Genomic DNA, 25,350 nt, shown 5'->3' with positions numbered 1-25,350 from the left:
CGAGGGCGGCCGGTAGGGCGGTGCGAGGCGTCACCCGGATGGGACGCGGCCGGGGGTCGGTCGGTTCCCCACCGGAAAGGGCGATGCCCGGGCGGTCAACCGCCCGGGCATCGCTGTGGTGCGTCGATCCGTTGATCAGGAGATGCGGATCTTCATCGAGGTGCCGTTCTGCTCCACCACGCGGATCTTGACCCCGTTGTTCGGGACCTTGACGCCGTGGTTCGGCAGCTCCGGGAACCAGTACTGCTTGCTGTCGTCGAACACCGGAGCAGCGGCCTGACCGCGGATGTACTGCGGCTGGCTGTTGATGTGCAGGGTGAACGAGTCGGCCTTCTTCAGGCTGAACGGCGCGTCGTAGACCTGGACGCGGGCCCGCCAGGGCTGCCCGGTCAGGTTGTAGAGCGGCCGCGGACGCGAGTCGATGTACAGGTTCCGACCCTCACCCGGGTGACCACCCGGGTTGGCCGCCGACGCCGGAGCGGTGTTGTTGTCCGCCCAACGCAGGTTCCAGTACGAGATCAGCAGACCCTCCTGGTACGCGTAGTGGTCCACGTAGTCCGGGCGGGTGTTCGCGTAGCCGAAGTAGTACGGGCCGGTCTTCAGGTACTTGTCGTACGAGACGTACGACCGGTTGCCGGCGATGTAGTAGTTGTCGAACTTACGGGTGTAGGTCTCCTCGACGATGCTCCAGCCGGCGAGGGCCCAGTCGCCCGCACCCGCCTCGGCGCCGTCGCTGAGCAGCGTCTGCCCGTCGGCGGTCACGGTGATGGCGTCACCGAAGAAGCCGCCCTCGGAGACACCGCCGTCCGTCTGGTAGCGGAGCCGGAACTGCACGACCTTGCCGGCGACCGCGTCCATCGGGATGTTGATGTCGACCCACTGGTTGTCACTGGAGCCGTCCAGGGCGAAGCGCCCGGGCGAGATCTCCTTGAGCGCCTTGCCGTTGGCCGTACCGGGGAGCGTGGCCCAGGTCTGACCACCGTCGGTGGACGCCTCGAAGAAGAGGTAGTCGTAGTCCTCTTCGATGCTGTAGCGACCCTTCATCGACAGCGCGGCACTGCTCTTCCCGGTGAGGTCGAGGGTGCGCGTCATCGTGGTGTTCAGGTCGTCCGCGTTGCCCGAGAAGAACTGCTTGGTGCCCTCGAACGGCTTGCCGTTGTCGAAGGTGTACTCGCGCTGCGGAAGCACGACCACGGCAGCCTGCGCCTTGGCCGAGTTGTACTCCTGCGGCCCCAGGTTCAGGGTCCGCTTCTGACCGGCGACGACCGTCTCGTAGTCGAGCCAGCCGAGCTGGAGCTTGTTCCAGGCGCCCAGGTCGCCACCGCGCTCGCCGATGCCACCGTCGTTCTTCGCGCCGAGCCGGCTCTGGGCCATCAGGGTCCAGTGCTCGTTGTTGTTGTCGGCGCTGGTGCCCACGTTGTAGTCGTCCGGCAGACCGAGGTCGTGGCCGTACTCGTGGTAGAAGACGCTGCGGCCGCCGTTCTCCGGCTGGATCGTGTAGTCGCCGATCCAGACGCCGGTGTTGCCGATCTGGGTGCCGCCGGCCGGGAAGTTCTCCGGGCCGGTGCTGCCCTGGTCGCTGGCGAACGCGTACCACCGGTGGCTCCAGATGGCGTCCTCACCCTGGTAGGGGTCACCGTCGGCCTGGTCGCCGCCGGCGTGGACGATCTGGAAGTGGTCGATGTAGCCGTCCGACTCGTTGAAGTTGCCGTCGGCGTCGAAGTCGTAACGGTCCCACTGGTCCATCGACTTGACGTCGGCCGCGATCTCCTCGTCGGAGCGACCCTGCGCCTTCTGGTCCTCGACCCACTGGTTGGCGGCGTCGCGGACCAGAGCCCAGGTGTTGGTGCAGACGTTCGAGGCGCACGGGTAGCCGTCGGAACGGCCGTAGCGAGCCTCGTTGTACTTCACCTTCACCCAGTTGGTGACCTCGCCGTCGACGCTGTACCGGCCCGAGGACTGGGCCTCGTAGTACTGCTTCAACGACTCGTCGCCCGGCTTGGTGCCGAAGTACAGCTGCCGGTAGTGATCGGCGCTGAAGTCCGGCTGCCAGACCGTGGAGTTGTCCACCGCCCGGTTGGGCTGGGGGATCTGGTTGACGCGCGGACCGTCGAACCGGGACGGGCCCGGAGTGTCCGGGTCGGTGTCCTGGTCCGGGTAGTTCGGGTGCCGCTCGTCGCCGAACTCCGCAAGGATGACGAAGATCTTGTCAGTCTGCTTGCGGGAGAGCTCGACGTACTGGTCCTTCACGGGACCCTTGCCGGCCCTGGTGCTCTTGGCGGACCTGCCCGCCGCGGCACCCTCGGCAGCCTGCTCGCCAACCTTGACGACCGTGCTGCCGTTGATCTTCTGGGCCTTCGCCCTGCCGGAAAGGACCTCGCTCAGGCCCTCCTGGCGCAGCGCGCGCCGCTTCTCTTCGAGCGGGTTGGGCAGGTCGTGCTCAGCCTGCGCAGGCTCGGCCACCGACGGGGCGGCGGCCGGGAGCTTCGGCGTCGGCGCGGCGCTGGCGGACGTCCCCGCCATCAGCCCCGTCGCGGTCAGCGAAAGCCCGAGCAGACCCACTGCGACTTTGCGCACGTGGTACCTCCGGTGTGAGGGAACCGGCCCAACTGGGGGTACGGGCCGGTGGAACGTCCCACAAGTGGGACCCTTGGTGAACATAGACACTGCTGGGACCGGTGGGAAGATGTGTGCGTCGATTTGTAGCAACTTTTTGTTGGTGACGCCGTTGCCCGTCACACGTCGATCTGTTGCCGACGCGCTGACCAGCGCCGATGCCCACTGAGGTCGGCACAGCGAAGGTCATGGATACAAAAGGGCCGGGAGCGCTTCCGCTCCCGGCCCTTCGGTCTTCCGGCCCGTTCAGCTCATTTTTCGGTCATTCCGGTTCCGGTTTGGCGTCTCCGATTCAGCCCTTCGGCGGGACCACGAACACCGTCGCGTACGCGTTGTCCTTGGCGGCCCGCACGAGCACGATCGAGGTGCCGTACGCGACACCCGCGTCACGCGGGTTGCCGGTGCCGAGCACGATCGCGCCGCCACCCAGCTCCTCGCCGTACCAGTCGGTCGCCGGGGAGCCGTCCGGGTTCACCACCCGGGTCGTGTACTGCTGGTTGCCCCGGGACGGAACGACCACCGAGGCGTCGTTGTCCCGGGCGTACGGCGCGCCGTCCCGGATCTCGATGCCCGGGTACCAGCCCTTGGCGTCGGTGAAGGCCCGCACCGGGGACTGCGCCGGGAACTTCGTGCAGTACGCGCTGTACGGCTCGTCCGCCGCCTCCAGGCACTCCTTGAACGGGTACGTCGGCTGGAGCGAGAAGGCCGCGTTGGACGACTGCGGGCGGCTGGGCAGGTTGTCCAGCACCGACGGGTCCTTCTCGGCCGCGGTCCACTTGCGGCGCAGCGGGTCGTTGTGCGAGTCGACGATCAGCAACCCGCCCTTGGCGCCGTAGCTGGGCAGCGCGGTCATCTGCCCGGTGACGTGGTTGACGTCGCCGAGCTGGGTGTCCCGGTACCAGACCAGCATGCCCGGGGCGTTGTAGGCGATCCGGTCGACCTTCCACGCCTCGTGCGAGTAGACGGTGTCGTAGGCGTACTTCAGGCCCTTGTCGAAGCCGTCGAAGTTGCGCCACTCGGCCAGGTAGTAGTGCGACTTGACCTGGGTGCCCGAGTCGACGTGCCAACCCGCGCCGCTGGTGTCGGTGAAGGTGCCACCGGTCTGGGTCCAGCCGGCGGTGCCGCCCTCGACGTCGTCGCTCCAGGTGGTGGCGCCGCCGCCGGTCACCGAGAAGTCGTCGGCGAACCAGCCGCGCTCCACGAACGCCTCGTCGGTCGCGTACCGCAGGCGCACCTGCACGGTCTGCCCGGCGTACGACGACAGGTCGACGTAGTCGTGCCGCCAGCCGTCGGTGGCGCCGGTCAGGCCGTACTTCTTGTTGCCGAAGTCGACCATCCGCCCGTTCGGGTCGGCGTAGCCGTCGTCGGTGGTGACCAGCGCGCCGGAGGCGTCGTACACCTTGCGTTCGGTCCAGGTGGCGCCGCCGTCGGTCGAGACCTCGACGAAGCCGTAGTCCCAGTCCTCCTCGATGACGTAGTTGTTCCACATCCAGAACTTCGCGTCGGCGGCGTTCGGGACGGTCACCGTCCGGCTCAGCTTGACGTCCGCCCAGTTCTGGTCGGCGCCGGAGTACCACATGTTCCCGCCGCTGTGCGGCTCGGCCAGTGTGATCACCTTGTCCGGCAGGTCGATCTTGATGCCGTCCTCGGTGCCGACCGGCGTACGCGAGGTCTGCCCGAGCTTGACCAGCTTGGCCCGGTCGCCCGGCCCGAACGTCTTCGGCTCGGCCCAGCCGAGCACCCACTTGTCCCAGAGACCCATGTGGGTGGGGAGCGCCTGGAAGATCTCGCCGGAGTGCGAGCCGGACGCCATCAGGTCCCAGAAGTCGACGTCCGAGTCGGCGTTGCCCGAGGTGTCGTAGAGGTCCGGCAGACCGAGGTCGTGCCCGAACTCGTGGGCGAAGACGCCGACGCCGGCGTCCTCCGGCTGCACGATGTAGTTCGACACCTTCAGGTTCGTGCCGGGGATGGTGTAGCCACCGGCCACGGTGGAGGAGTGCGCCCACACCGAGTAGATGCCGACGTCGCCGCCGCCCCGGGACTTGCCCTGGTTGGCGTGCACCAGCACCAGGTGGTCGATCACGCCGTCCGGCTCGTGATAGTTGCCGTCGCCGTCGCGGTCGGCCTGGTCCTCGATGTCGTAGTCGGCCCACGGGAAGTTCGGGTCGGCGGCGGCCAGCGCGTCGATCGCGTCGGTGGCGAGGCGGCCGGCGCCCTGCGGGTTGTCCGGGTGGCCGTTCATCGACTGCTCACGCCCGGCGACCCAGTTGCCGTTCTCGTCCTGGAAGCAGCGCGAGGCGGCGTACCAGCCCTCCGAGTGCGGCACCGTGATCCACGGGCTGGCCTGCCCGTCCACGGTGTACGCACCCTTGGACATCTCCAGGTACATGTTGTGCATGGTCCGCCCGGCGAGGCTGATGCCCGGCTTGCCGTCCGGCCCCTTGAGGTCCTTGCGGACCCGCTCGGTGATGCCCTTCTTCGTGTAGAGCATCTTGTCGTAGTGGGCCGGCGAGAAGTCCGGCACCCACATCGAGTTGTTGTCCTTGTGCGGCAGCGTGGCCGGGTTCGGGATGGTGTTGTGCCGCGGCCCGTTCTGCACCGTGCCGGGCACGCAGGTGCGGTCCTCGAAGACCGTCTTCGGGACCATCACGTCGGTGAAGTCGTCGTTGGCCTTGTCGTTGAACTCGACCAGCAGCGTCAGCAGCTTGGCGGTCTGGGTGCTCTTGGCCTTCTTGATCTTCCGCGGGCTCTGCCCGGTCCGGATCGACTTGGCCTCCAGCTTCGCCAGCTCCCGCGCGGTCATCGGGTTGCCGCCGGCGTACTTCCGGTCGTAGGCGCGGGCCTCGTCGGCGGGGGAGGAGAAGACCCCGTCCCGACCCTTGGTCTCCTTGCCGCCGGTGTCCGGCTGCACCTCGGGCTCGGCGTAGTTGATGTAGTACTCGTCCGCCCCGATGGTGGCCGGCGCGGACCGGGACGGCTGGGCCGCCGCGCTGCCCGTCACGGTCAGCGACGTGGCCGCGAGGGCGATGGCGGGCAGCGCGACGAGTAGGCGTCTGCGTGCCCTGGACTGCGAAATGGGGAGCATGCCACTCCGTTCGTAGGGAATGGTGAGGGACCGGCCGTCTCAGTGACAGATGTCGAATTCCGCCGGTGCGGCTGAACGTAGTCGACCGGGCGCGGCATAGACAGGGGTGAACAGGCCCTCTGCCCGTTCAGGTCAGTGCCTCCTCCGCCGATCGACCAACCCGGTCCCGGGTACGACGAGGGGCGGGCCGCCGTGGCGACCCGCCCCTGGTGTTCCGCGTCGGTCAGTCCTCGTCGGACTTGCCCCCACCCATCCCCGAGGAGATCATCTCCATCACCGAGGAGTCCTGCAACGTGGTCACGTCACCGAGCGACCGGTTCTCCGCCACGTCCCGCAGCAGCCGTCGCATGATCTTGCCGGAGCGCGTCTTCGGCAGCTCCGGCACCAGCATGATCTGCCGCGGCTTGGCGATCGGGCCCAGCGTCTTCGCCACGTGGTTGCGCAGCTCGGCGATGAGCTGCTCGCCCGCGTCACCGGAGGTCTCCGCGCTGCCGCGCGGAATGGCGAACGCGACGATCGCCTGGCCGGTGGTCGGGTCGGTCGCGCCGACCACCGCCGCCTCCGCCACCGACGGGTGGCTCACCAGCGCCGACTCCACCTCCGTGGTGGAGATGTTGTGGCCGGACACCAGCATCACGTCGTCCACCCGGCCGAGCAGCCAGATGTGCCCGTCGTCGTCCTTCTTCGCGCCGTCACCGGCGAAGTAGACCCACTCGTCGCCGGTGTTGGCGCCCGCGCCGAACCGGGACCAGTACGTCTCCAGGAACCGGTTGTCGTCGCCCCAGATGGTCCGCAGCATCGACGGCCACGGCTCCTTGAGCACCAGGTAGCCGCCACCACCGTTGGGCACCGACTGGCCCTGGTCGTCGACCACGTCGGCGACGATGCCGGGCAGCGGGCTCATCGCCGAGCCGGGCTTCGCCTCGGTCACGCCGGGCAGCGGCGAGATCATGATGGCCCCGGTCTCGGTCTGCCACCAGGTGTCGACCACCGGCAGCTCGCCGCGGCCGACGTGCTGCCGGTACCAGATCCACGCCTCCGGGTTGATCGGCTCGCCGACGCTGCCGAGCAGGCGCAGCGACGACAGGTCGTACCCGGCCGGGATGTCCTCGCCCCACTTCATCATGGTGCGGATCAGCGTCGGCGCGGTGTACAGGATGGTCACCTTGTACTTGTCGACGACCTCCCAGAACCGGCCCTTGTGCGGGGTGTCCGGGGTGCCCTCGTACATGACCTGGGTGGCGCCGTTGGAGAGCGGGCCGTAGACGATGTAGGAGTGCCCGGTCACCCAGCCGATGTCGGCGGTGCACCAGTAGACGTCCGTCTCCGGCTTCAGGTCGAACACCGCGTGCGTGGTGTACGACGCCTGGGTCAGGTAGCCGCCCGTGGTGTGCAGGATGCCCTTCGGCCGGGCGGTCGTGCCGCTGGTGTAGAGGATGAACAGCGGGTGCTCGGCGTCGAACGGCTGCGCCTCGTGCTCCGGCGACGCCGTCTCCACCGTCTCGTGCCACCAGTGGTCCTTCGCCGACCAGGCGACCTCCTCGCCGGTCCGCCGCACCACCAGCACGTGCTCCACCGACGGGCAGTTCACCACCGCCTCGTCCACCGTCGGCTTGAGCGCCGACGGCTTGCCCCGGCGGAAGCCGCCGTCCGCGGTGATCACGACCTTGGCGCTGGCGTCCTGGATCCGGTTGGTGAGCGCGTCGGCCGAGAAGCCGCCGAACACCACGCTGTGGGTGGCGCCGATCCGGGCGCAGGCGAGCATCGCCACCGCCGCCTCCGGGATCATCGGCAGGTAGATCGCCACCCGGTCGCCGGCGGTCACGCCCAGCTCGGTCAGCGCGTTCGCCGCCTGACAGGTGAGCTTGTGCAGGTCGGCGTAGGTGACGGTACGGGTGTCGCCCGGCTCACCCTCCCAGTGGATCGCCACCTTGTCGCCGAGGCCCGCCTCGACGTGCCGGTCCAGGCAGTTGTACGCCACGTTGAGCCGGCCACCGGTGAACCACTTCGCGAAGGGCGCGTTCGACCAGTCGAGCACCTGCTCCCACGGCTGGGCCCAGGCCAGCCGGCCGGCCTGGCGCTCCCAGAAGGCGAGCCGGTCGGCGGCCGCCTCGTCGTACGCCTCCGCGGTCACGTTGGCGTTCGCGGCGAGCTCGGCCGGCGGCGGGAACTGGCGCGTCTCGTTCAGCAAGTTGGCCAATGCCTCGCTCATGCGGTGACTCCTTCGTCGCGTGACCTGCGTCTCCTACTCCCGGGAAGGTTAGTCCCGGCCCCGCCGGGCCGCGACCGCCCGCCCCGCTCCGCGCGCTCAGCGGCGCCCCCTCCGCGCTGAGGTGTAAGGAAGGGCCCCCTGTTAACGCTTCCGGTAGAGGAAGGGTCCCCTCTTAACACCCCGGGCGTACGAGGGGCCCGGCGGTCGCTAGCGTGACGATGTGACCACCGATCCGCTCGCCCCGCTGCTCGCGCTCGCCGACGTCGCGCCCGCCGTCGATCGGGCCCGCGACCTGGTCGACCAGGCCCACCGGCACCGGGCGCTGCGCCGCCAGGGCGGGCAGGTCGCCGCCGAGGTCAGCCTCCGTTCGGCAGTGGCCAGCGCCGCGCTGGAGGGCCGCGACCACGACCGCGAGGAGGTACGCGCCGGCACGGTCACGGACCCGGTGCTCCAGGGCGCGCTGCGGGTGGCCGGCGCGCTGCCCGGGCTGAGCGACCTCTGGACCAGGGCCCCCCGGCAGGTGCTGGCCCGGCTGCACGTGCTCGCCGCCCGGGACGTGCTGACCGAGGAGGAACTGGGCCGCCCGGTCGCCGACCCCGTGGTGGCGGCCCGGCTCGACGGCCTCTCCGGCCTGGTGGCCGGGGGCACGAAGGTGCCGCCGCTGGTGCTCGCCGCAGTGGTGCACGGCGAACTGCTCAACCTGCGCCCGTTCCCGGGCCCGTCCGGCGTGGTGGCCCGGGCCGCCGCCCGCCTGGTGCTGATCTCCACCGGGTTCGACCCGCGTGGGCTGGTCGCGGTGGACGTCGGGCACCGCGAGCGGGAACCGGAATACGTCGGCGCGGCCGGCGCGTTCGCCACCGGCACCCCCGACGGCCTGCGCTCCTGGCTGCGCCACTACATGACGGCGGTCGAGGTCGGGGCGGACCAGATCACGCTCATCGGCGACGAGATCCTCGCCGCGTCCTGACCTCCGGCCCGGCGGCCCTCAGGCGGTGGGCGCGGCGGCGCGGGTGCGGCGGTGCCGGCCGTACCAGGCGATGCCGATGGCCACCCCGACGCCCACGCCGAGCGCCGCCGCCGCGACCGGCACCGCCGGCCGCTCCCGCAGCCGGCGGCCCAGCGGGATCGGGTGCCGGAACTCCAGCACCGGCCAGGCGTTCTCCACCGCCAGCTTGCGCAGCGCCCGGTCCGGGTTGACCACCGTCGGATGCCCCACGCACTCCAGCAACGGCCGATCGCTGTACGAGTCGGAGTACGCGTACGAGTCGCTCAGGTCGTAGTCCCGCTCCAGGGCCAGCTCGCTGACGCCCTCGACCTTGCTCGGCCCGGCCGCGTAGAACTCGACCTCGCCGCTGTAGCGGCCGTCGACCACTGCCATCCGGGTGGCGATCACGTCGGTGACCCCGAGCAGCTCACCGATCGGCCGGACCATCTCCTCGCCCGAGGCGGAGACCAGCACCACGTCCCGCCCGGCCGCCTGGTGCTCCTCGATGAGGGCGGCGGCCTCGGCGTACACGTAGGGGTTGATCAGCTCGTGCAGCGTCTCCGCGACGATCTGGCGGACCTGTTCCACCGGCCAGCCCTTGCAGAGCGTGGCCAGGTAGTCCCGGGTCCGGGCCATGGTCTGCTCGTCGGTGCCGCCCAGCCGGAACATCAGCTGCGCGTACGCCGACTTGACCACGTCACGCCGAGTGATCAGCCCGTCCCGGTAGAACGGCCGACCGAACGCCAGGGCGCTCGACTTGGCGATGACGGTCTTGTCGAGATCGAAGAAAGCGGCACTGCGGCCCACGGCGCGAAAGTCTAGCCGGACAGGCCCGGTGGAGCCGCCCGCCCGGGGTCAGGAAGACCGAGGTGCACCCACCGGAGTGACGGCGGTCACATCCGTTGCGGTGGGAATTAGCTTTGCGTGGAGTGAACACCACTCGACGTATAAGGGTCCGCTGCGGCATGCTTGTCCTCACGACAGGAGTTCACGTCCCGTCGCCGCAGGCCCTCGGCGGTTGCACCCCCCGTGACCGCTGAGTCGGTTCGGCTCGACCCCCCCGGAGCCGAACCACAGACGACCCCCGTCTCCCCCCGACGGGGGTCGTCCCTTTCCGGGCTGAGCGTTCCGCCGCAGGTGGAGGCGTGTTCTCCGGGTCGGCCGAATACGGCGTCGGGCGAAAAGTCAGCGAATCGTCAGCGAACGTCAGCCGGACCCGATCGGCGTAGTCGTCGGGCGTGTGCGTGTACCGGTCCAGCGTCGTCGACGCCTTCTCGTGGCCCGCTACCCGCCGCACCACGTTGACCGGCACCCCGTCCGTCACCAGCCACGTGATGTACGAGTGCCGCAGGTCGTGGAACCGCAGCCCGCCGACCGCCGAGGCCGCGGCGTGCGCGACCGCCGCCGCCTCAGTGGCGAACTCCGCCCGCTGCTCCTGCCCGTCGCGATCCGGCCACAACGCCAGCCAGCGGCCCGGTGCCATCTCGGTCACGCCCCCGAGGAGGCCGGCCCGCACCAGCGACGGCAGCCACACCCGGCGCCGGAAGTTCGACCGCCGCTGCGGGCCGCCGTCCCGGTCGGCGAAGACCAGCGCCCGGCCATCCGGCGAGCCGGCCCCGCGCCGCCGGCGCAGCTCGTCGACGAGGAACCGCGGCATTGGCACCGAGCGCACGCCGGCCCGAGTCTTCGGGTACGCCCGCAGCACGATCCCGCCGTGGGTCTCCACCGCCACTTGGCCGACGTGCATGAGCCCCCGGTCGAGGTTGACCGCTTCCCAGGGCAGGCCCGCGCACTCACCCCAGCGCAGTCCCGCTCCGGCGGCGGCGGCGACGATTCCCCGGTGTTCGGCCGGCACGGCGGGCAGCAGCCGGCCGAGGAACGCGTCCCGGCTGATGATGCCGGCGCGAGCCTCACCCGCCCGGTTGCGCGGTATCCGCACTCCCTCGCACGGGTTCACCGCGATGAGTCGCGCCCGGATCGCCGTCTGCATGATCATCGACAGCATCCCGAGGTGCTTGGCTGTCGTCGAGGGCGCCAGGGTCCGGCTGAGGTTGGTCACCCACTCCTGTACCGCCAGGTAGTCGATCCGCGACAACGGCCAGTCCGCCCACTGCGGCAGCAGATGCGCCCGCAGCATCGATTCCGTCCGCTCGGCCGTCCGGACCTCCACCGACCGCCCGGCGAGCCACCGCGTCACGAAGTCGCCGAACCGCAGCCGCCCCGCGTGTGGGTCGACGTACGTGCCCCGGTTGATCGCGCCCTCCACTTCGGCCAGGTACGCGTTCGCCTCCTTCTTCGTGCGGAACGTCTTGGCCTTCTGCCGGTTGGCCGAGTCCCGCCAGTTCGCCCGGTAGGTCCCGGCCGGCGTCTTGCTCACGAAGCCCACGGTCACCAACCCCTACGCGGCGAGTCGGTTCCGGTCGCCGAGAGTCCGCCGACCGCGCCGTCCAGCCAGGCATGGAAGCGGCTACGTGGGACCACCCAGCGCCGCCCCAGACGCTCAGCGGGGATCTGCCCGGCCCGGACCAGGGCGTAGGCCGAACTGACCGACAGAGACAGCATCGCGGCCACCTCCTTGACCGTGTATACGGCCCGGATCGGCCTCACCTCGTCGGCTTCACCGACCCGAGGGCCGGCCTGACGCAGCTCGAACGGCACGACGTTGGACAAGAGTTCCCCCATGGTTCAGGCCGCCAGCGCGGCTGGTTGATCGGATGACGGCGAGAGCGCGGCTGTTCTTAGCCGCGCGGTGTCGAGGTCTGTGCGCCAGCGGATGCGGGCGGATATGGCGCGCAGGAGTCGGTGTTCCAGGGGTGGCACGTCGGGGTCTTCGGGTCGGGCGAGTTCGAACCGGTACCGCTTGGATCCGTCCGTGTCGTCGGCCGGCTGGTCGTGGTCCTTGGTGTCGGCCATGCCCCCAGCGAGGATGGCGCGCACCCAGGCCCGGTTGTCGGCGCGGTGGTCGGCGAGGGTCTTGCCGGACCACTGGCGAGAGACGAGGACGCGCCGGCCGGTGAAGCCGAGGGTGGAGCGTTGGTGGACCTTCCCGGTGCACCGGCCCGGGGTCAAGCCCGCCTTGACGCCGTCCGGCTGAACGCCGTAGAGCAGCCAGTTCGCGCACGTCGGCGAGCAGGGCAGGACCGACAGCTCGGCGTGGAGTCGGTCGAAGTGCGCCTTCTGTGGGTCGGAGCGGGGCTTGGCCTGGTCGGTCAGGTCCTTGGTGACGTACTTGGTCACGTAGCGGATGGACCGCTCCGCATCGCGGGTGCCCTGCTCGATGCCGCGGGCGTCGATGCGGCCAAGGCGGGCGACGTAGGCGGGGCGGCTGTCGGGCTCCTCCAGGGCGTCGAGGGCTTCACCCCAGGTGGGCAGCGGCTCGCGGGTCTTCGGGTCGACGTATGCCTGTCGGTCGACGTCCCAGACCGGTGGCTTGTCCACCCGATAGACCGGTTCGTTGAAGGGTGGCCACCAGACCTGGTGGTAGGTGGCGGCGGCGATCTGCTTGAGCAGCCGACGCGGGAGGGTGCCCCGGATGGCGAAGTGCGCGTGTGGGGCGAGGCGGCGTTGCAGCTCGACGGCGCCGGCGTATTGGACGTTCCAGCCGGCGGCGCGGCGGACGTTCTGCCACCACCGGTCGAGGACCCGGGCGAAGTGGATCGCATCCAACGCTGCGCGCCGGTAGTCGTAGCCAGCCGGGTCGACGGGAGTGCCGAGCACGTCGTCGTGCGGGCCGTGCCGTGTACCGCACTCGCACGGAGCGATGTAGGCGCCGCGGCGGAGGTGGGAGTGCACCGGCCCGTGCGAGTCGAGCGTCAGCGTGACCAGCATCGACGGCCGGTGAGTCTTGCCCGTCCTGCCCGAGTAGGCCCGGCCGACCGTGCGGGGGTCGACGGGGAGCCGAGGCAGGTCCGGGGAGTCTTGACGCCGTCGGGTGGACCGCTTGCGGCGGGGCCGCTCATCGCGTTCCTTCGGCGTGAGGTGCCCGCGCAGGCTGGTCTCGCCGAGAGCTTCATCCAGCTCTGCAATAGCGGCGTCGATCTCGGCCACCTGCGCGGCCCGCTCGTCGGTGGTCATCGGCTGGTACTGAACGGCTTCGCGTTCGAACTCCAGATGCGCTCGGACCCGAACGAGGGCGAGCGCGTCTTCACCGGGCTTGTCGGGGCGGACGGCGGGTTCGTCGGCGAGGTGCCAGCCCTCCCGGATCTGCTGGATGCGCAGCCGTCGGCTCTTCTCCGCGCACGGCTTGCACTTGACGGCCAGGGTCGCCCCGCACGGCACCTCCACCACCTCGGTCAGGCCGGTGGTGGTGTCGGTGCGGCGCAGCGCGAGGGGGCGGACGCAGACGCCGTGAGACTCGGCGAGTTGCTTGAGCGCATCCTTGGCCAAGGGCTTGCGCATCCGGTCGGCCCGCGACCCGGGCCGCGGCTGCTCGACGGGGATGAGCGTCGGTTGCGTCATTGGCAGGACACCCCTCCCACAGCGGAGGTGGAAAGCTGGGCGTCGTGATGCAGGACGACGCGGGGCAGTTCGTCAACGTGTACCGAGGACCCGAAGGCGGCCCGTACGCCTGCCCGTGCTGCGGCTACCTCACCCTGGGCGAGCGAGGCAGCTACGAGATCTGCGACGTCTGCTTCTGGGAGGACGACGGCCAGGACGAGCACGACGCCGGCCGAGTACGCGGCGGGCCGAACCGCAATCTGAGCCTGCTCGACGCCCGCCGCAACTTCGCCAAGCACGGAGCGGCCGACCCGAAAGACCTGCGCCACGTACGGCCACCCCGGCCCGAAGAACATCCACTCCGCGATCAAGGCCGCACCCCCTGAACCACGCCAGCAGCGCTGCGAGACGTGAACGCCGCCGCAGGCACGGGCACCAGGCCCGGCCGCTGTACCGCACCCCCCGGCCGCGCTGCCTGCTCCTCGTCGACGGCGTCAACCACAACGGGCCGGTGATCCTCGGTCAGGTCGTAGCCGGTTGGCACTTCGCCCCGATCGCCAGCCAGCTGATCGACGGGCGCCGCCGGTGCGGTGGAGAAGACGAGCTTGGACAGGCCGAGGAACGCCAACGCCGGCACGGCCGACAGCAGCCACCCTGACGGACTCGGCTTCGCCACCGCGAGTTGAGCGGCGAGGGACAGGGCGACGGCGCAGACGAGCAGGAACAGCGGGTAGCCGACCGGGCCGCCGGTGCGGCGGCGTCGCCGGATGGTCAGCAGCGCCGCGAACGGGAGCAGTTCGGAGATGGCGGCATTCGCCCAGCCGAACCAGTCCCCGGTACCGGTAGGCGAGTTGGCCATGGTCCAGTCGTGGACGTGGGTGAACGATGCGGCGCCGGCCAGTCCGCCGACGGTGAGGACGATGAACACCAGGGCGAGCCCTTCGGCGCGTTCGGTGTCGGCCTTCACGGGGTCACCTCCTGGTTGTTGTCGTCGCAGAGGCGGCGGTAGTCGCGGCCGAGTTGGCGGATGTCGTCGTCGGTGAGGTAGGCGAACCGCACCCGGACGGGTTCACGGACGCCGTCGAGAACCACGAACCCCACCCCCGGCGACGACTCCGGAATGCGATCGCAGAGGGCTCCTCGGTCGCGGGCGGCCTCGCCGAGGACCATGTCCACCTGCTCGGGCTCGGTCAGCCGCAACCCGATCCGGGTGGGGAACAGGTCCCTAAACGGCAGCACGTCCTTACGCGGGTCCTGCAACGCGGCGACCACGTGCACCCCGACCGCACGCCCCTGACTGAGCAGCAGCCCGAGTGATTCCTTGATCCGGTCGCGGACCTTCCGATCGGTGATGTAGGCCGTGAGTGCGGCCAGCTCGTCGACGACCAGGACGAGCAACGGATCCTCCGGGGTCGGCACGTGTTGGCGGGTCACCCCGCGTAGCCGGGCCGCCCGCAGCCGCATCCGCTTGACGGCCTCTTCGAGGACGCCGGCCATGCTGTCGGGGTCGTCGTAGGCGAAGCGGGTGAACAGCGGCACCCCGGCCGCCAACTCCATCCCGCCCTTGGGGTCGAACGCCAACACCTCCACCAGCCCGGAGCGGATGCCGCCGGCCAGGGAGCGCAGCAGCGACCACAGCACCGACCCCTTGCCCGACCCGGTCGCCCCGGCGATCAGCACATGTGACCCGGCCAGCCGCAGCCGGTAGGGCTGGCCGTCCTCGTCGACGCCGAGGGTGAGCCCGTCCAGGTTCGGGACCTCAGCCACGGGGAGCGGCGCCACGACGTTGGCGAGGGGGTCTCGGCGTACGAGGCGCACCACCACCCGATCCGGCCGGTTGGTGGAGCGGGCCTGTCCGCTGCGGCGGCGGAAGGCGTAGGCGAGGCGTTCCGCGGCCTGTCCCCAGTCGTCGGGGATTTGCCCCGGTAGCAGCCGGACGGTCAGCTCGTCGCCGAACCGGTCGCAGCGCACGCGCAGGAGCTGCGGCACGTAGCGATCACCGGCGAACGCCGTCGCCAACCCGCAGGTGGCCATCACGGATGCCCACCGCCGGCGGTAGACGACCAGCGCGCGGACCCGGCTGACGAGCGGGTACCAGCCGAACCGCAGCCACGACGACGGATGCCACCGCCACCACCCGACACAGCCGCCGGCGACGGTCAGGACGACGCCGGCCAGGACCAGGCCGCCGAACTCCGCCCGGATCCACAGAGCTAGCGCGGCGGGGGTGGTAAGCCACCAGTACCGGACCGCCAGCACGGAGGCGCGGAACAGGCTCCGGGCCAGCCACCACAACACCAGCAGCCAACCCGGAACCCGCCACGCCGGTAGGCGCACGTTCATCGGCGCCATGGGGATCTTGTCCCCGGGAATGACGTTGATCAGAGGCACACGTCATCACCCCAGTGCGGCCGACCCAGCGTCGCGATGCACGAGTGGCAGGACATGCGGCGCAGGTCGAAGCGGCGCGGCTTCACCCACCGGCAGCAATGGGGACAGCGGATCGCGTACACCCGAGCGGAAGCCGGCGGCAGATGCAGCGCCGACCGGACGGCGGCCTCCACCTCCCGGTAGGCGTGGCGCAGACCGCTCAGGCGGGCGCGGCCGATTGCCAGGGCCGCGCCGAGGAGCAGGGGCACGGCGATGAACAGGGCAGGGGGAATTACGGTGGGCATCACGCCCTCCTTCACCAGATGAGGGATGGGAGAGCGCGGGACGGGTCGGGACTCTTGGCGGGGAAACGACCCGCCCCGCGCGCACAGAGCAGCGGTCAGGCCGCCACCGAACCCGGCACCACCGACGCCGGACGGATCGCGGTCGCCCGCAGCGAGTACGCCATCCGGGACCGGCAGTCACCCGAGGACCGACCCGGCTTGCACCGCTGCGAGTCCACGTACGGGGTCAGGGTCAAGCCCTCGAACTCCACCGCCGGCGGGTACCCCGGCACGGTCGACGGCGGCGGCACCGGCTGCTGCGGAGCCACGACCTTGACCTTCACCTCGGTCGACCGGCCGAACTTCCCGGCCTCCGGGTCCAGGTCCATCACCCGCACCACCCAGACCCGCTCGCCGGTCTCCTTGTCCCGCGCCTGGTTGTCCGCCTCGCCCCGCCGCTCGAAGTCGATCTGCGGCGAGACGCCCAGGCACAACGCCCCGGCAGGGAAGACGTACTCGGACGGGACAGGCACCTTCAACGTCATCGGAACCACGTGGACAGCCTCCTAGCTTCACCAGTTGCCTTACTGACAACCGGTTGAGCTAACAAGTTACGTCAGCTTGTAAGTACAAGCAAGAGTAACGTGAGCTGGGTGCACAATGTGGAGAGCCGGCTTGGACGTGAACCGAAGGGGATGCGATGCAGGAGTGGACGACGGTCGAGCGTCTGACGCTGGTGAACATCGTTGACGGGTGGTTCTGCCTCGACCTGCCGGTGCTGATTGAGGCCGGTCAGTCCTACTGGATCGATCGCGAGGCGAACGAACTGCGGATAGACCGTGGAGATGGCTGGATCTCGCGGATCCCCCGTGCGCCGTCGAGCCCCGATCAGCCGCGCTGAACAGCGGATCAGGACAGGGCGTAGGTGTCCTCGATCTCATGGCGACTACCCGGCATCACAAGGACCGACGTCATGATTGGGTCGCCGGATGCTTGGTGAACTGTAATGACGAAGCTCATTACCGGTTCGTCCGCTGGCACGTCCAAGGCGTCCGCCTCGACCGGGGTCACCCGTCGGGCGGTCATGCGTTCGGTGGCGTAGTCGGCGCGTAGGCCCTTGTGGCGGGCGATGAGGTCGAGTAGGCCGCCCGGGATTGGAGCCGGCTTGATGATGTCGGTGCCGGCGGCGACGTCTACCGGTACAAACGTGGCGATCAGGTCGACTGGGCCAACCTCCGAAACCGTGCGACGGCGCCGTTCGTAGACCGGTGTCCCTTCGGGGATCTTCAACTCGGCCGCGATCCGCGGCGAGGCGAGCACCGGGCCGACGTGCAGGATCTCCGTCTCCCCGGCCTCGTCCAGCTCGACTGCGTCCCGCGCGTACTCAGGGGAGGTTCGGCCGGAGGCGGGCCGGCCACGGACGAAGCTGCCCTTGCCCTGCTGCGACTCGATCCAGCCATCCTGTTTGAGGATGCCGAGGGCCTTGAGCACGGTCGGCCGGGACACCCCGAACTCCGTGCAGAGCTGGTTCTCCGACGGTAGCGCCGCGCCGGGGGCGTAGTCGCCATCTTCGATGCGCTTCCGCAGCGTGTTCAACACGCGCAGGTACTTCGGCGTCGGAATCTCGTACGCCATCGCGGGCCACCCCACCTAGGAACGCTGCATGAGTTACAGCAGCTTATGAGTTGTTTGCATGTCAGGACAAGTTGCATCAGCCGTGCGGCTTCAACGGCGGCATAGCGGAGAGGGGGGATCAACGGCTCGGACCAAGGGGAGCGAACAGCCGAATGGGCACGAGGATCTGGGTGCGTTCACCCCTCTGGTTGCGCGGTGCCACCTTGGTTCCCTCGACCCAGATCCACTCCTCGCGCTCCGGGCGATTGAGCACCAGGCGGACGCCGGTCACGCGAAGCATTACCGGTCCGTCCGCAGGGCGGTAGCGGTCGGCCGCCTCCACCCGGAGCACTGTGCCGAGCCGTACCCGAAGGTCAAACACCACGCCTCCTTGCCGTCCGCGCCAGGGTTGGCGACGGAACGCTGGATGGGGGGCCGATCTGAAGTCCCGCGATCTGCGCAAGGACTTCGCGCCGGGCCAGCGCTTGCCCGTTTCCTGGGTTGATGACGTACCCGGTCAGCCACACCCAGCCGTCAAAGGCCGGCCAATCGCCGATGGCGGTCACCCGTAGCCACAGAGCCCGATCGCCGCCGAATTGCACCGACGCGCGACCGTCGAGGAAGACCAGTGCGCCCGGCTTGGGTGCGCCGGGCGGAACCGGGTGTCGTCGGCGGGGCGCCGGGGTGGGCGGGCTCTCTCGGGGCCGACGTTCGGGTCGCGGTCCCATGCCAGCACCCACCCCGGGCCAGCCTCAGCAGGTTGCCGCGCGACCGGTGCCCGCGCAGTCCATGCAGGACCGCCGAGCCAGCGAACGAGTCCGCTCCGACCCCTGCCCCATGACCCGCACGGCGGATCGCGCAAGGGTGTACTTCCAGCCGGCACCCGAGCAGGATTGGCAGTTGGTCGATACGTTCAGCCCCGTCATGGACACAGGTTGTGGCACAAACTGCCCAGCAACCCGGAAAATCCTTCCGGGGTCGCAGCCGGCCGATGGGAGAAGGTGAAACGGTGCACGGGACAACCAAGACCCTGACCATCGGCGAGCGCGTCGCCTGGTACCGCCGCCGACGCGGCCTGTCGCAGGAAGTCCTTGCCGGGCTCATCGGCCGCACCGCTGATTGGCTCGGCAAGGTCGAAAACAACCGCATCGAGCTGGACAGGCTCTCCGTCATCAAGTCTCTCGCCGAGATCCTGGACGTATCCCTCGGTGACCTACTCGGCGAACCCGTACTGCTCGACTGGACCGCCGACACTGGCACCGAGACCGTCCCCGCTCTCCGCGCGGCCCTCATGAACTACCGCGCCATTGCCCCGTTCGGTGGCAGTCCCCACGGTGAGCCCCCGACCATTGCCGTGCTCCGGAAGGACGTCGGCACGCTCTGGAACGCCTACCAGGACTCGCGATTCGGATACGTCACCGGCCAACTACCCGACCTGCTCCACCGCGCCCAGGCCGCCGCCGACCAACACGAGGGGGACGACCAGGACCAAGCCCGTCGGCTCCTCGGCCTTGCCTATCAGCTGACCGCCACCCAGCTCACCAAGCTTGGTGAGGTCGACCTCGCGTGGATCGCTGCCGACCGTGGCTTGGCAGCCGTCCGGCCCACCGGTGACCCGCTCATCACCGGCTCTCTGTTCCGGTCCGTCGGTCACGCCCTGCACGCCACCGGTCGCTATACCGAAGCCGTACGCCTCACCGAAGACGCTGCCGGCTACCTGGAGCCCCACCTGACGCATGCCTCGCCGGCCCTGCTCTCCGTCTACGGAACCCTGTTCCTGTCCGGCTCCATGGCCGCTGCCCGCGCCAACGATGCCGGCACCACCCGCACCTTCCTCGCCGCAGCAGCGCATGCCGCCGGTCAGCTCGGGACCGATGCCAACCACCTCTGGACGGCGTTCGGCCCGACCAACGTCGTCATCCACCGCGTCGCCACCGCAGCTGAGCTGGGCGATGTTCAGGTGGCCGTCGACCTCGGCCCGCGCGTCGACACCCGCGGACTCCCTATGGAACGGCGGGTACGGCACGCCCTCGAAGTCGCCCGCGCCTACAGCTCGTGGAACCGCGTCGATGACGCTCAAGCTGTTCTACTCGAAGCCGAGCAGATGGCGCCCGAGCAAGTGCGGCACCACTTCCTTAGCAGGCAGCTCGCCTTGACTTGGGTCCGCCGACAGCGCGGCAAGCCGCCAGCCGAACTGGTCGGCCTGGCTCGCCGGCTGAAGGTGCTCGACTGAACCGAGGCATCTAGGCTGCCCTGGTGACGGCCAACGAGATGCCACCCGTGGCGACCCCACGCGTCGCCGCCGGCGCCCTGTTCTTCGACAACGAAGGCAGGGTGATGCTCGTGCGCCCCAGCTACAAGAAGCATTGGGACATCCCAGGCGGCTACGTCGAGCCCGGCGAGTCACCGCGGGCAGCCTGCGTCCGAGAGGTCCGCGAAGAACTCGGCCTCACGCCCGCACTCGGACCGATGCTGCTCGTGGACTGGGCACCGGCCGAGCACGAGGGCGACAAACTGCTCTTCATCTTCGACGGCGGGTCACTCGGAGCCGAGCAGGAGCGCGCGATCCGCTTCGCGGACGGTGAACTCACCCAATGGCAGTACGTGGACGCAGAGTCGGTAGAACACTACGGTCCCTCGCGGCTTGGCCGTCGGATCCGCACCGCAATCGCAGCCCGCGGCGGTAGCTTCTCCGCGTACGCCGAGCACGGCAGCGCTGTCTGACACGCGGACTTACTCAAGACCGCGCACAACGGGCCGCATGCTCTGCCCCCGATGCGCGGAACTTCATCGACGCTTTCGCCGCAGCACCTAGCGCGGGGAGTTAGCCACGGGTGCGACGTCCGTTGAGCATCTCGACGAGACACGTTCCGAGAGGTTCTCGTATCGTCGCGTAGGTGATCTTGGGGGAGGTTCCGCAGTGGTGGCGGTTGCGTGGAGTCCGACAAGTTGGAAGTCCCCGGCGGTGGCCCTGGGTGCTGTTGGCGTTGATGGTGATCAGTTGCGCTGGCCTTATGGCGGTGCCGGCCTCGTGGGCCGTGCGCAAGCAGTTGGAAGCGGAGCGGGGCGAGGCGACGCCGGAGGCCGCGGCCCGGGTGTGGTTGTTGAAGCTCAGCGCCGGTGAGGAGTTGGGGCTGTCGCGGGTGCTGGCTGGCGCGCGTCATGACGAGCTGCGGCAGCAGTGGCGGGACTATCGGGCCGAGATGACCGGTACTGGCCGGGAGCCTTCGAAGCTGGAGAGCGTGGGGCCGAGCGCGATCGAGCACCAGGGCGCCGACCGGGCGTCGGTGACCGAGCAGGTACGCGCGGTCTGGTGGGACGACGCGCAGATCCTTGCCGGTACCGCGTATTCGTGGCGGTGGGAGCTACGAAAGGACCGCGGCGGGTGGCGGGTCTGGTCCGTCGAGCTGCCGGCATGGTGCGGGGTGCACGTCCGGGCGGACCTTTGTCCGTGATGAACGGAGGGCCATTGACCGAGAGCCGGGTGGGCGGCATGTGATCTGACAACTGATGCACGACATATCTTCGTCACGGGATGCGTGACAGCGCGATGAGCCTAGGGGCGCATCAGTGATCGTCGGGACGTAGGGATCTGCCGATGAGCGGGTTCCATTCTTGGATGATCGACTGTGTGTTGGTCTGATCACCTTCAGTATCGTGCGGGTGTGCTTCGGGCTGGGTTGGGGTGGGTCGGGCGCCGCTGGTGGGCGGTATTGACTCCCGCGGTGGTCGCTGCGGCGGCGGTGTGGGCGTTGGTCACGGATGACAAGCCGGTCTGGACGGTGGTCGCGGGCGTAGCGGCGGCGGTGGTGGGAGCGTTCGCGCCATCGGTTCTGGAGTGGGTTCGGGTTGCGCGGCAACGGCGTGAGCGGCGGGATCGGGCGGTCGCGGGGGCGTTGGTGGCGGAGTTGCCGGAATCGGTGGTGTGGCTGTTGCGCCCGCAGGCGGCGGTGGTCGGGTTCGTCGGTCGTGGGTGGCTGCTGGCGGCGTTGGACAGGTGGTGCGCGGATCCGGGCGCGAGCGTGGTGCGGCTGTTGGTGGGTGCGGGTGGGGTGGGCAAGACCCGATTGGGGCGACACTTCACCGGCCGGTTGACGGGCTGGGAGTGTTGGCCTGTGGCTCCCGGCGGGGAGGCGACGGTCGCTGGGCAGCTTGAGACGGGTGACCGGCCGGGCCGGTTGCTGCTGACGGTGGATTATGCCGAGACCCGTGACCCGCAGGCGTTGGCGCACCTGTTGTGTGTCGCGCAGCGAGCCGGTGGTGTGCGGGTGTTGTTGCTGGCCCGGTCGGCCGGGTTGTGGTGGTCGTCGCTGTCGGCGGCTTACCCGCCACAGGCGCATCTGGTGGACGCGTTGACCCTGCCGGCGAACGTCCTAGAGGTGCCGGCTCGTATTGAGGACTACACCCCGCAGCAGATCGTGGCCGAGGCGGTGGTGGCGTTCGCCGCCCAGCTGCGTCGCCGGCCTGCGGGTGATGTTCCGCTGGGTGGGTTGGGTCCTGATGTTCCGGTGTTGCGGTTGCATGCGCTGGCGTTGCTGGCGGTGTTGGGTGGGCCGCGTGGTGATGACCGGTACGACGTGCTGGCCGAGGTGCTGGGCCATGAGGCCCGGTACTGGCGGCACCGGGCCCGCCGCGACGGTCTACCAGGTGCGGGTGAGCCAAGTGCCGACGCCGTGTTGCGGCGGCTGGTCGCCGTGGCGGCGCTGCTTGGTGCGGACAACCGTGAGCAGGCCATGGAACTGGTCCGCCGGGTGCCGGGCCTAGGCGGGGCGCAACCAGAGGTGGTCAACGGGTATGTGGACTGGCTGTACGGTCTGTACCCGGCAGCGGGGACGGGCGGTGGGCTGGGGACGTTGCAGCCGGACCTACTCGCCGAGAACCTCGCGGTCGCGGTCCTGTCCGAAAGCACCCCGGCCGAGCGCAGCAGAATCCTGCAAGGGCTGGCTCCCGGTCAGGCGGTACAGGCGTTGACGGTTCTGAGCCGCGCACGCAGCCACCAGCCCGACGCCGCGGAGATGATCGATGTGGCACTGGCCGCGGATCTGCCGGTGATGACCGAGGCGGTGCTCCAGGTCGGCCTCCAGTTCCCCGGAATGCTCGCTCCGCGGGCCGCGGCCCTGCTCGTCACGGCTGAACTCGATTCCGGCTGGGTCCAGCGGACAGCGCGGCGGGTGCCGTACCCCTCGATCGAGTTCGGCCAGATCGCGGTCGCATTGACTACCCATGCCCTGACCGCCTCGGCAGGGGAGACCGAGTCAAACAACCGAGCGTCCCTACTGGCCTTGCACGCTCTTCGGTTGGCGGAGGTGGGGCGGCGGGCGGAGGCGTTGGAGGTCAGCCAGGAGGGCGTCGACCTGCGCCGGGAGTTGGTCGACGGCAACCGGGACGCCTACCTGCCCGACCTCGCGGCGTCGGTGAGCAACCACGCTGTTCGGTTGGCGGAGGTGGGGCGGCGGGCGGAGGCGTTGGAGGCCGGCCAGGAGGCCGTCGACCTCTACCGGGAGTTGGTCGACGGCAACCGGGACGCCTACCTGCCCGACCTCGCCATGTCGGTGAGCAACCACGCTGTTGGGTTGGCGGAGGTGGGGCGGCGGGCGGAGGCGTTGGAGGTCAGCCAGGAGGGCGTCGACCTGCGCCGGGAGTTGGTCGACGGCAACCGGGACGCCTACCTGCCCGACCTCGCGGCGTCGGTGAGCAACCACGCTGTTCGGTTGGCGGAGGTGGGGCGGCGGGCGGAGGCGTTGGAGGCCAGCCAGGAGGCCGTCGACCTCCACCGGGAGTTGGTCGACGGCAACCGGGACGCCTACCTGCCCGACCTCGCCACGTCGGTGAACAACCACGCTAATCGGTTGGCGGAGGTGGGGCGGCGGGCGGAGGCGTTGGAGGCCGGCCAGGAGGCCGCCGACCTCTACCGGGAGTTGGTCGACGGCAACCGGGACGCCTACCTGCCCAATCTCGCCACGTCGGTGAGCAACCACGCTGTTCGGTTGGCGGAGGTGGGGCGGCGGGCGGAGGCGTTGGAGGCCAGCCAGGAGGCCGTCGACCTGCGCCGGGAGTTGGTCGACGGCAACCGCGACGCCTACCTGCCCAACCTCGCGGCGTCGGTGAACAACCACGCTGTTCGGTTGGCGGAGGTGGGGCGGCGGGCGGAGGCGTTGGAGGCCAGCCAGGAGGCCGTCGACCTGCGCCGGGAGTTGGTCGACGGCAACCGGGACGCCTACCTGCCCGCCCTCGCCACGTCACTGTGGAACCTCGGATACGTAGCTCGCATCCTCGGAGAGACGTCGGAACAGATCCTCGATGCAGCTGCCGAAGGGGTGCGCTACTTCCACGAACTCGCAGCCACCGAACCGCAGGCGTTCACCGCACGCCGAGACGCGGCGGCATCGATCTTGACCGACCTACGAAACAGCGCCGTCAACCAGCACCCCAAACTGACACCACCCAAGTCGCCCCACGCTGACGAGGCAGTGTCCGACACCGCTTAACTGGGAGCTCATAACTGGTCAACCAACACGGTCCCAACCGGGTGGGCGGACTGGGTGGGTGGACTGGGTGGGTCGACTGACTGCCGAAACAATCTCTTTAGGATCAAGGCGCTCCGCGCGGCGCGGGCCGGGGCGCGGCAAACGGCTCCTGCGGAGCCGCCGCCCCGGCGCAAGGGCGCCGGGGCGGAAAAATCAGCCGGCCCGAACCCCACGCCCCGCCCCGCGCGTCTCACCTGGGTCAGTGAGGTGACCCGGTGACGAGTCCCGAAGGACGACCAGGGCCAGGCGAAACGCTTCCACCCGGTGGCGGCGATCCCGAAGCGCCACGAGATCCGGCAGACCCACCGCTGCAGGCGAAGTTGCCGAACGGTTCCGCACAGTCGCTCAGGCCCAGGGTGGGGAAGGGGGCGGAGGTGGTGTGAGGGTGGTGGGGTGAGGGAGGGGGCGGGGTTAGAGCTGTGCCTCCGGCGGGGGCCAGACGACTCCGAGATGGAGTTGCCGAACGGTTTCGGTTTCGGAGAGTGGTTGAGGTGGGATGCCATCCCGCCAGCCACCGACCCAGGCAAGCCGAGCAGACCAGGGCCAGGGCGGCAAGGTCGTTCGTCCGGTAGGGCGCTCCACCTTGTCGCCCTGGCCCTGGCCCGCTCCACCGAGGTGTGGGTCGGCGGCAGACGGGATGGCAGAAGGGGGAGGAGAGCGTCTTCGTACCCTTGATGCGGCAAGGGATCCCACTTGTCGCCCGGCAGCTGAGACAGTGCGTCTTGGGGCTAGAACTGCCCACCTCTATTCGCGGGTACGAAGACCCACCTGGCCACTCCACTGATCGCATTCTTCATCGCGGAGGTTTTCTTGCCCGAACAAGCGAAAGCGACAGCGTGCCAAGGGGCATCGGGTCGAGGGTCACGCATAATGCCCTGCGTCCAGTCCTGACCGTTTGGCCCTTTCAAATGGCGCAACTGCCCCACGTTGAGGACCACCAGCCCGTAATCGCCATACCCTTCGAGAAGGCGTTCCGGCGCAAACCCTTGCTCATCCAGGATGTACCCCAGATCCACCGACATGCAGGCGCCGGGTAGGCCGAACTCCTGTCGAGCTCTTTCCTCAGGGTAGTCCTGGAATCCCTGGCTAGGAATCTTGGGCCGCCCGTCTGATTCGGTCTTACTCCAGTTAATAAAGCCGGGGAATATTCGACGATACAACAGGCTGTCGTCGCTAATAGTATCGTCGTCCTGGAATTCGACTTCTTCCGTCAACTTGGC

Annotated in this window: 21 protein-coding genes; 7 read left to right on the top strand and 14 right to left on the bottom strand. The window is 69.5% G+C overall.

Annotated features, from left to right (window positions below; all coding sequences use genetic code 11):
- Positions 1–135 precede the first annotated feature (135 nt).
- The 3 genes from CO540_RS17615 to acs all read right to left on the bottom strand — a co-directional run bounded on the left by CO540_RS17615 (position 136) and on the right by acs (position 7,913).
- A complete protein-coding gene (locus CO540_RS17615) occupies positions 136–2,562 on the bottom strand; it encodes an immune inhibitor A domain-containing protein (protein WP_099162901.1) in 2,427 nt (808 codons plus the stop codon).
- A 346-nt stretch (positions 2,563–2,908) separates the two neighbouring features.
- On the bottom strand, positions 2,909–5,701 hold the full coding sequence (locus tag CO540_RS17610; RefSeq protein ID WP_099162900.1) for an immune inhibitor A domain-containing protein: 2,793 nt from the start codon (positions 5,699–5,701) through the stop codon (positions 2,909–2,911).
- A 223-nt stretch (positions 5,702–5,924) separates the two neighbouring features.
- A complete protein-coding gene (gene acs, locus CO540_RS17605; protein ID WP_099162899.1) occupies positions 5,925–7,913 on the bottom strand; it encodes an acetate--CoA ligase in 1,989 nt (662 codons plus the stop codon).
- Between the two features lie 220 nt (positions 7,914–8,133).
- Here acs and CO540_RS17600 point away from each other — a divergent pair, with 220 nt between their 5' ends.
- Positions 8,134–8,880, top strand: a complete 747-nt coding sequence (locus tag CO540_RS17600; protein WP_099162898.1) for an oxidoreductase — start codon at positions 8,134–8,136, stop codon at positions 8,878–8,880.
- Between the two features lie 18 nt (positions 8,881–8,898).
- On the opposite strand, the gene CO540_RS17595 is transcribed toward CO540_RS17600, so the two are convergent.
- The 4 genes from CO540_RS17595 to CO540_RS17580 all read right to left on the bottom strand — a co-directional run bounded on the left by CO540_RS17595 (position 8,899) and on the right by CO540_RS17580 (position 13,356).
- Positions 8,899–9,705, bottom strand: a complete 807-nt coding sequence (locus CO540_RS17595) for an HAD family phosphatase (protein WP_099162897.1) — start codon at positions 9,703–9,705, stop codon at positions 8,899–8,901.
- A gap of 181 nt (positions 9,706–9,886) precedes the next feature.
- Positions 9,887–11,275: a tyrosine-type recombinase/integrase gene (locus CO540_RS30995; RefSeq protein ID WP_253866012.1), complete on the bottom strand. Its 1,389-nt coding sequence runs from the start codon at positions 11,273–11,275 to the stop codon at positions 9,887–9,889.
- Positions 11,276–11,286: 11 nt separating this feature from the next.
- Entirely contained in the window at positions 11,287–11,568 is a 282-nt protein-coding gene (locus tag CO540_RS17585) for a helix-turn-helix domain-containing protein (protein ID WP_253866010.1), read from the bottom strand.
- A 15-nt stretch (positions 11,569–11,583) separates the two neighbouring features.
- Positions 11,584–13,356: a replication initiator gene (locus tag CO540_RS17580; RefSeq protein WP_099162895.1), complete on the bottom strand. Its 1,773-nt coding sequence runs from the start codon at positions 13,354–13,356 to the stop codon at positions 11,584–11,586.
- A gap of 47 nt (positions 13,357–13,403) precedes the next feature.
- Between CO540_RS17580 and CO540_RS17575 the strand changes: the two genes are divergently transcribed.
- Positions 13,404–13,721, top strand: a complete 318-nt coding sequence (locus CO540_RS17575) for a CPCC family cysteine-rich protein (RefSeq protein WP_099164815.1) — start codon at positions 13,404–13,406, stop codon at positions 13,719–13,721.
- On the opposite strand, the gene CO540_RS17570 is transcribed toward CO540_RS17575, so the two are convergent.
- The 4 genes from CO540_RS17570 to CO540_RS17555 all read right to left on the bottom strand — a co-directional run bounded on the left by CO540_RS17570 (position 13,703) and on the right by CO540_RS17555 (position 16,534).
- A complete protein-coding gene (locus CO540_RS17570) occupies positions 13,703–14,302 on the bottom strand; it encodes a DUF2637 domain-containing protein (RefSeq protein WP_099162894.1) in 600 nt (199 codons plus the stop codon). The two genes, CO540_RS17575 and CO540_RS17570, sit on opposite strands and share 19 nt — an antisense overlap.
- A complete protein-coding gene (locus tag CO540_RS17565; RefSeq protein ID WP_099162893.1) occupies positions 14,299–15,726 on the bottom strand; it encodes an FtsK/SpoIIIE domain-containing protein in 1,428 nt (475 codons plus the stop codon). The genes CO540_RS17570 and CO540_RS17565 overlap by 4 nt, the downstream gene beginning before the upstream one ends.
- The gene (locus tag CO540_RS17560) at positions 15,717–16,010 is read right to left on the bottom strand and encodes a hypothetical protein (protein WP_099164814.1); all 294 of its coding nucleotides are present in this window, start codon (positions 16,008–16,010) and stop codon (positions 15,717–15,719) included. Before CO540_RS17560 ends, CO540_RS17565 begins: the two co-directional genes overlap by 10 nt.
- A 95-nt stretch (positions 16,011–16,105) precedes the next feature.
- Entirely contained in the window at positions 16,106–16,534 is a 429-nt protein-coding gene (locus tag CO540_RS17555; RefSeq protein ID WP_172967867.1) for a hypothetical protein, read from the bottom strand.
- Between the two features lie 155 nt (positions 16,535–16,689).
- On the opposite strand from CO540_RS17555, the gene CO540_RS17550 reads away from it, so the two are divergent.
- A complete protein-coding gene (locus CO540_RS17550) occupies positions 16,690–16,890 on the top strand; it encodes a hypothetical protein (RefSeq protein WP_099162891.1) in 201 nt (66 codons plus the stop codon).
- Positions 16,891–16,898: 8 nt separating this feature from the next.
- Here CO540_RS17550 and CO540_RS17545 read toward each other — a convergent pair whose 3' ends face one another.
- Positions 16,899–17,624 carry a GntR family transcriptional regulator gene (locus CO540_RS17545; protein ID WP_099162890.1) on the bottom strand — a complete coding sequence of 242 codons (726 nt, stop codon included), beginning with the start codon at positions 17,622–17,624 and terminating at the stop codon, positions 16,899–16,901.
- A 118-nt stretch (positions 17,625–17,742) separates the two neighbouring features.
- Positions 17,743–17,985, bottom strand: a complete 243-nt coding sequence (locus CO540_RS17540; protein ID WP_172967866.1) for a hypothetical protein — start codon at positions 17,983–17,985, stop codon at positions 17,743–17,745.
- 627 nt (positions 17,986–18,612) lie between these two features.
- On the opposite strand from CO540_RS17540, the gene CO540_RS17530 reads away from it, so the two are divergent.
- The 4 genes from CO540_RS17530 (at position 18,613) to CO540_RS31205 (ending at position 24,091) form a co-directional block, all read left to right on the top strand.
- Positions 18,613–19,836, top strand: a complete 1,224-nt coding sequence (locus CO540_RS17530) for a helix-turn-helix domain-containing protein (protein WP_216642282.1) — start codon at positions 18,613–18,615, stop codon at positions 19,834–19,836.
- Positions 19,837–19,859: 23 nt separating this feature from the next.
- Positions 19,860–20,327 carry an NUDIX hydrolase gene (locus CO540_RS17525; RefSeq protein WP_253866008.1) on the top strand — a complete coding sequence of 156 codons (468 nt, stop codon included), beginning with the start codon at positions 19,860–19,862 and terminating at the stop codon, positions 20,325–20,327.
- A 251-nt stretch (positions 20,328–20,578) separates the two neighbouring features.
- Entirely contained in the window at positions 20,579–21,058 is a 480-nt protein-coding gene (locus CO540_RS17520) for a hypothetical protein (RefSeq protein ID WP_099162887.1), read from the top strand.
- A gap of 270 nt (positions 21,059–21,328) precedes the next feature.
- On the top strand, positions 21,329–24,091 hold the full coding sequence (locus CO540_RS31205) for a tetratricopeptide repeat protein (protein ID WP_157779148.1): 2,763 nt from the start codon (positions 21,329–21,331) through the stop codon (positions 24,089–24,091).
- Between the two features lie 767 nt (positions 24,092–24,858).
- Here the strand turns inward: CO540_RS31205 and CO540_RS30205 are convergent.
- Positions 24,859–25,344: a hypothetical protein gene (locus CO540_RS30205; RefSeq protein ID WP_157779147.1), complete on the bottom strand. Its 486-nt coding sequence runs from the start codon at positions 25,342–25,344 to the stop codon at positions 24,859–24,861.
- Between the last annotated feature and the right edge of the window lie 6 nt (positions 25,345–25,350).

Origin of the sequence: Micromonospora sp. WMMA2032, assembly GCF_002688545.1 — a bacterium.
Classification (GTDB): domain Bacteria; phylum Actinomycetota; class Actinomycetes; order Mycobacteriales; family Micromonosporaceae; genus Micromonospora; species Micromonospora sediminicola.
This window is presented reverse-complemented; position numbering and strand designations above follow the sequence as displayed.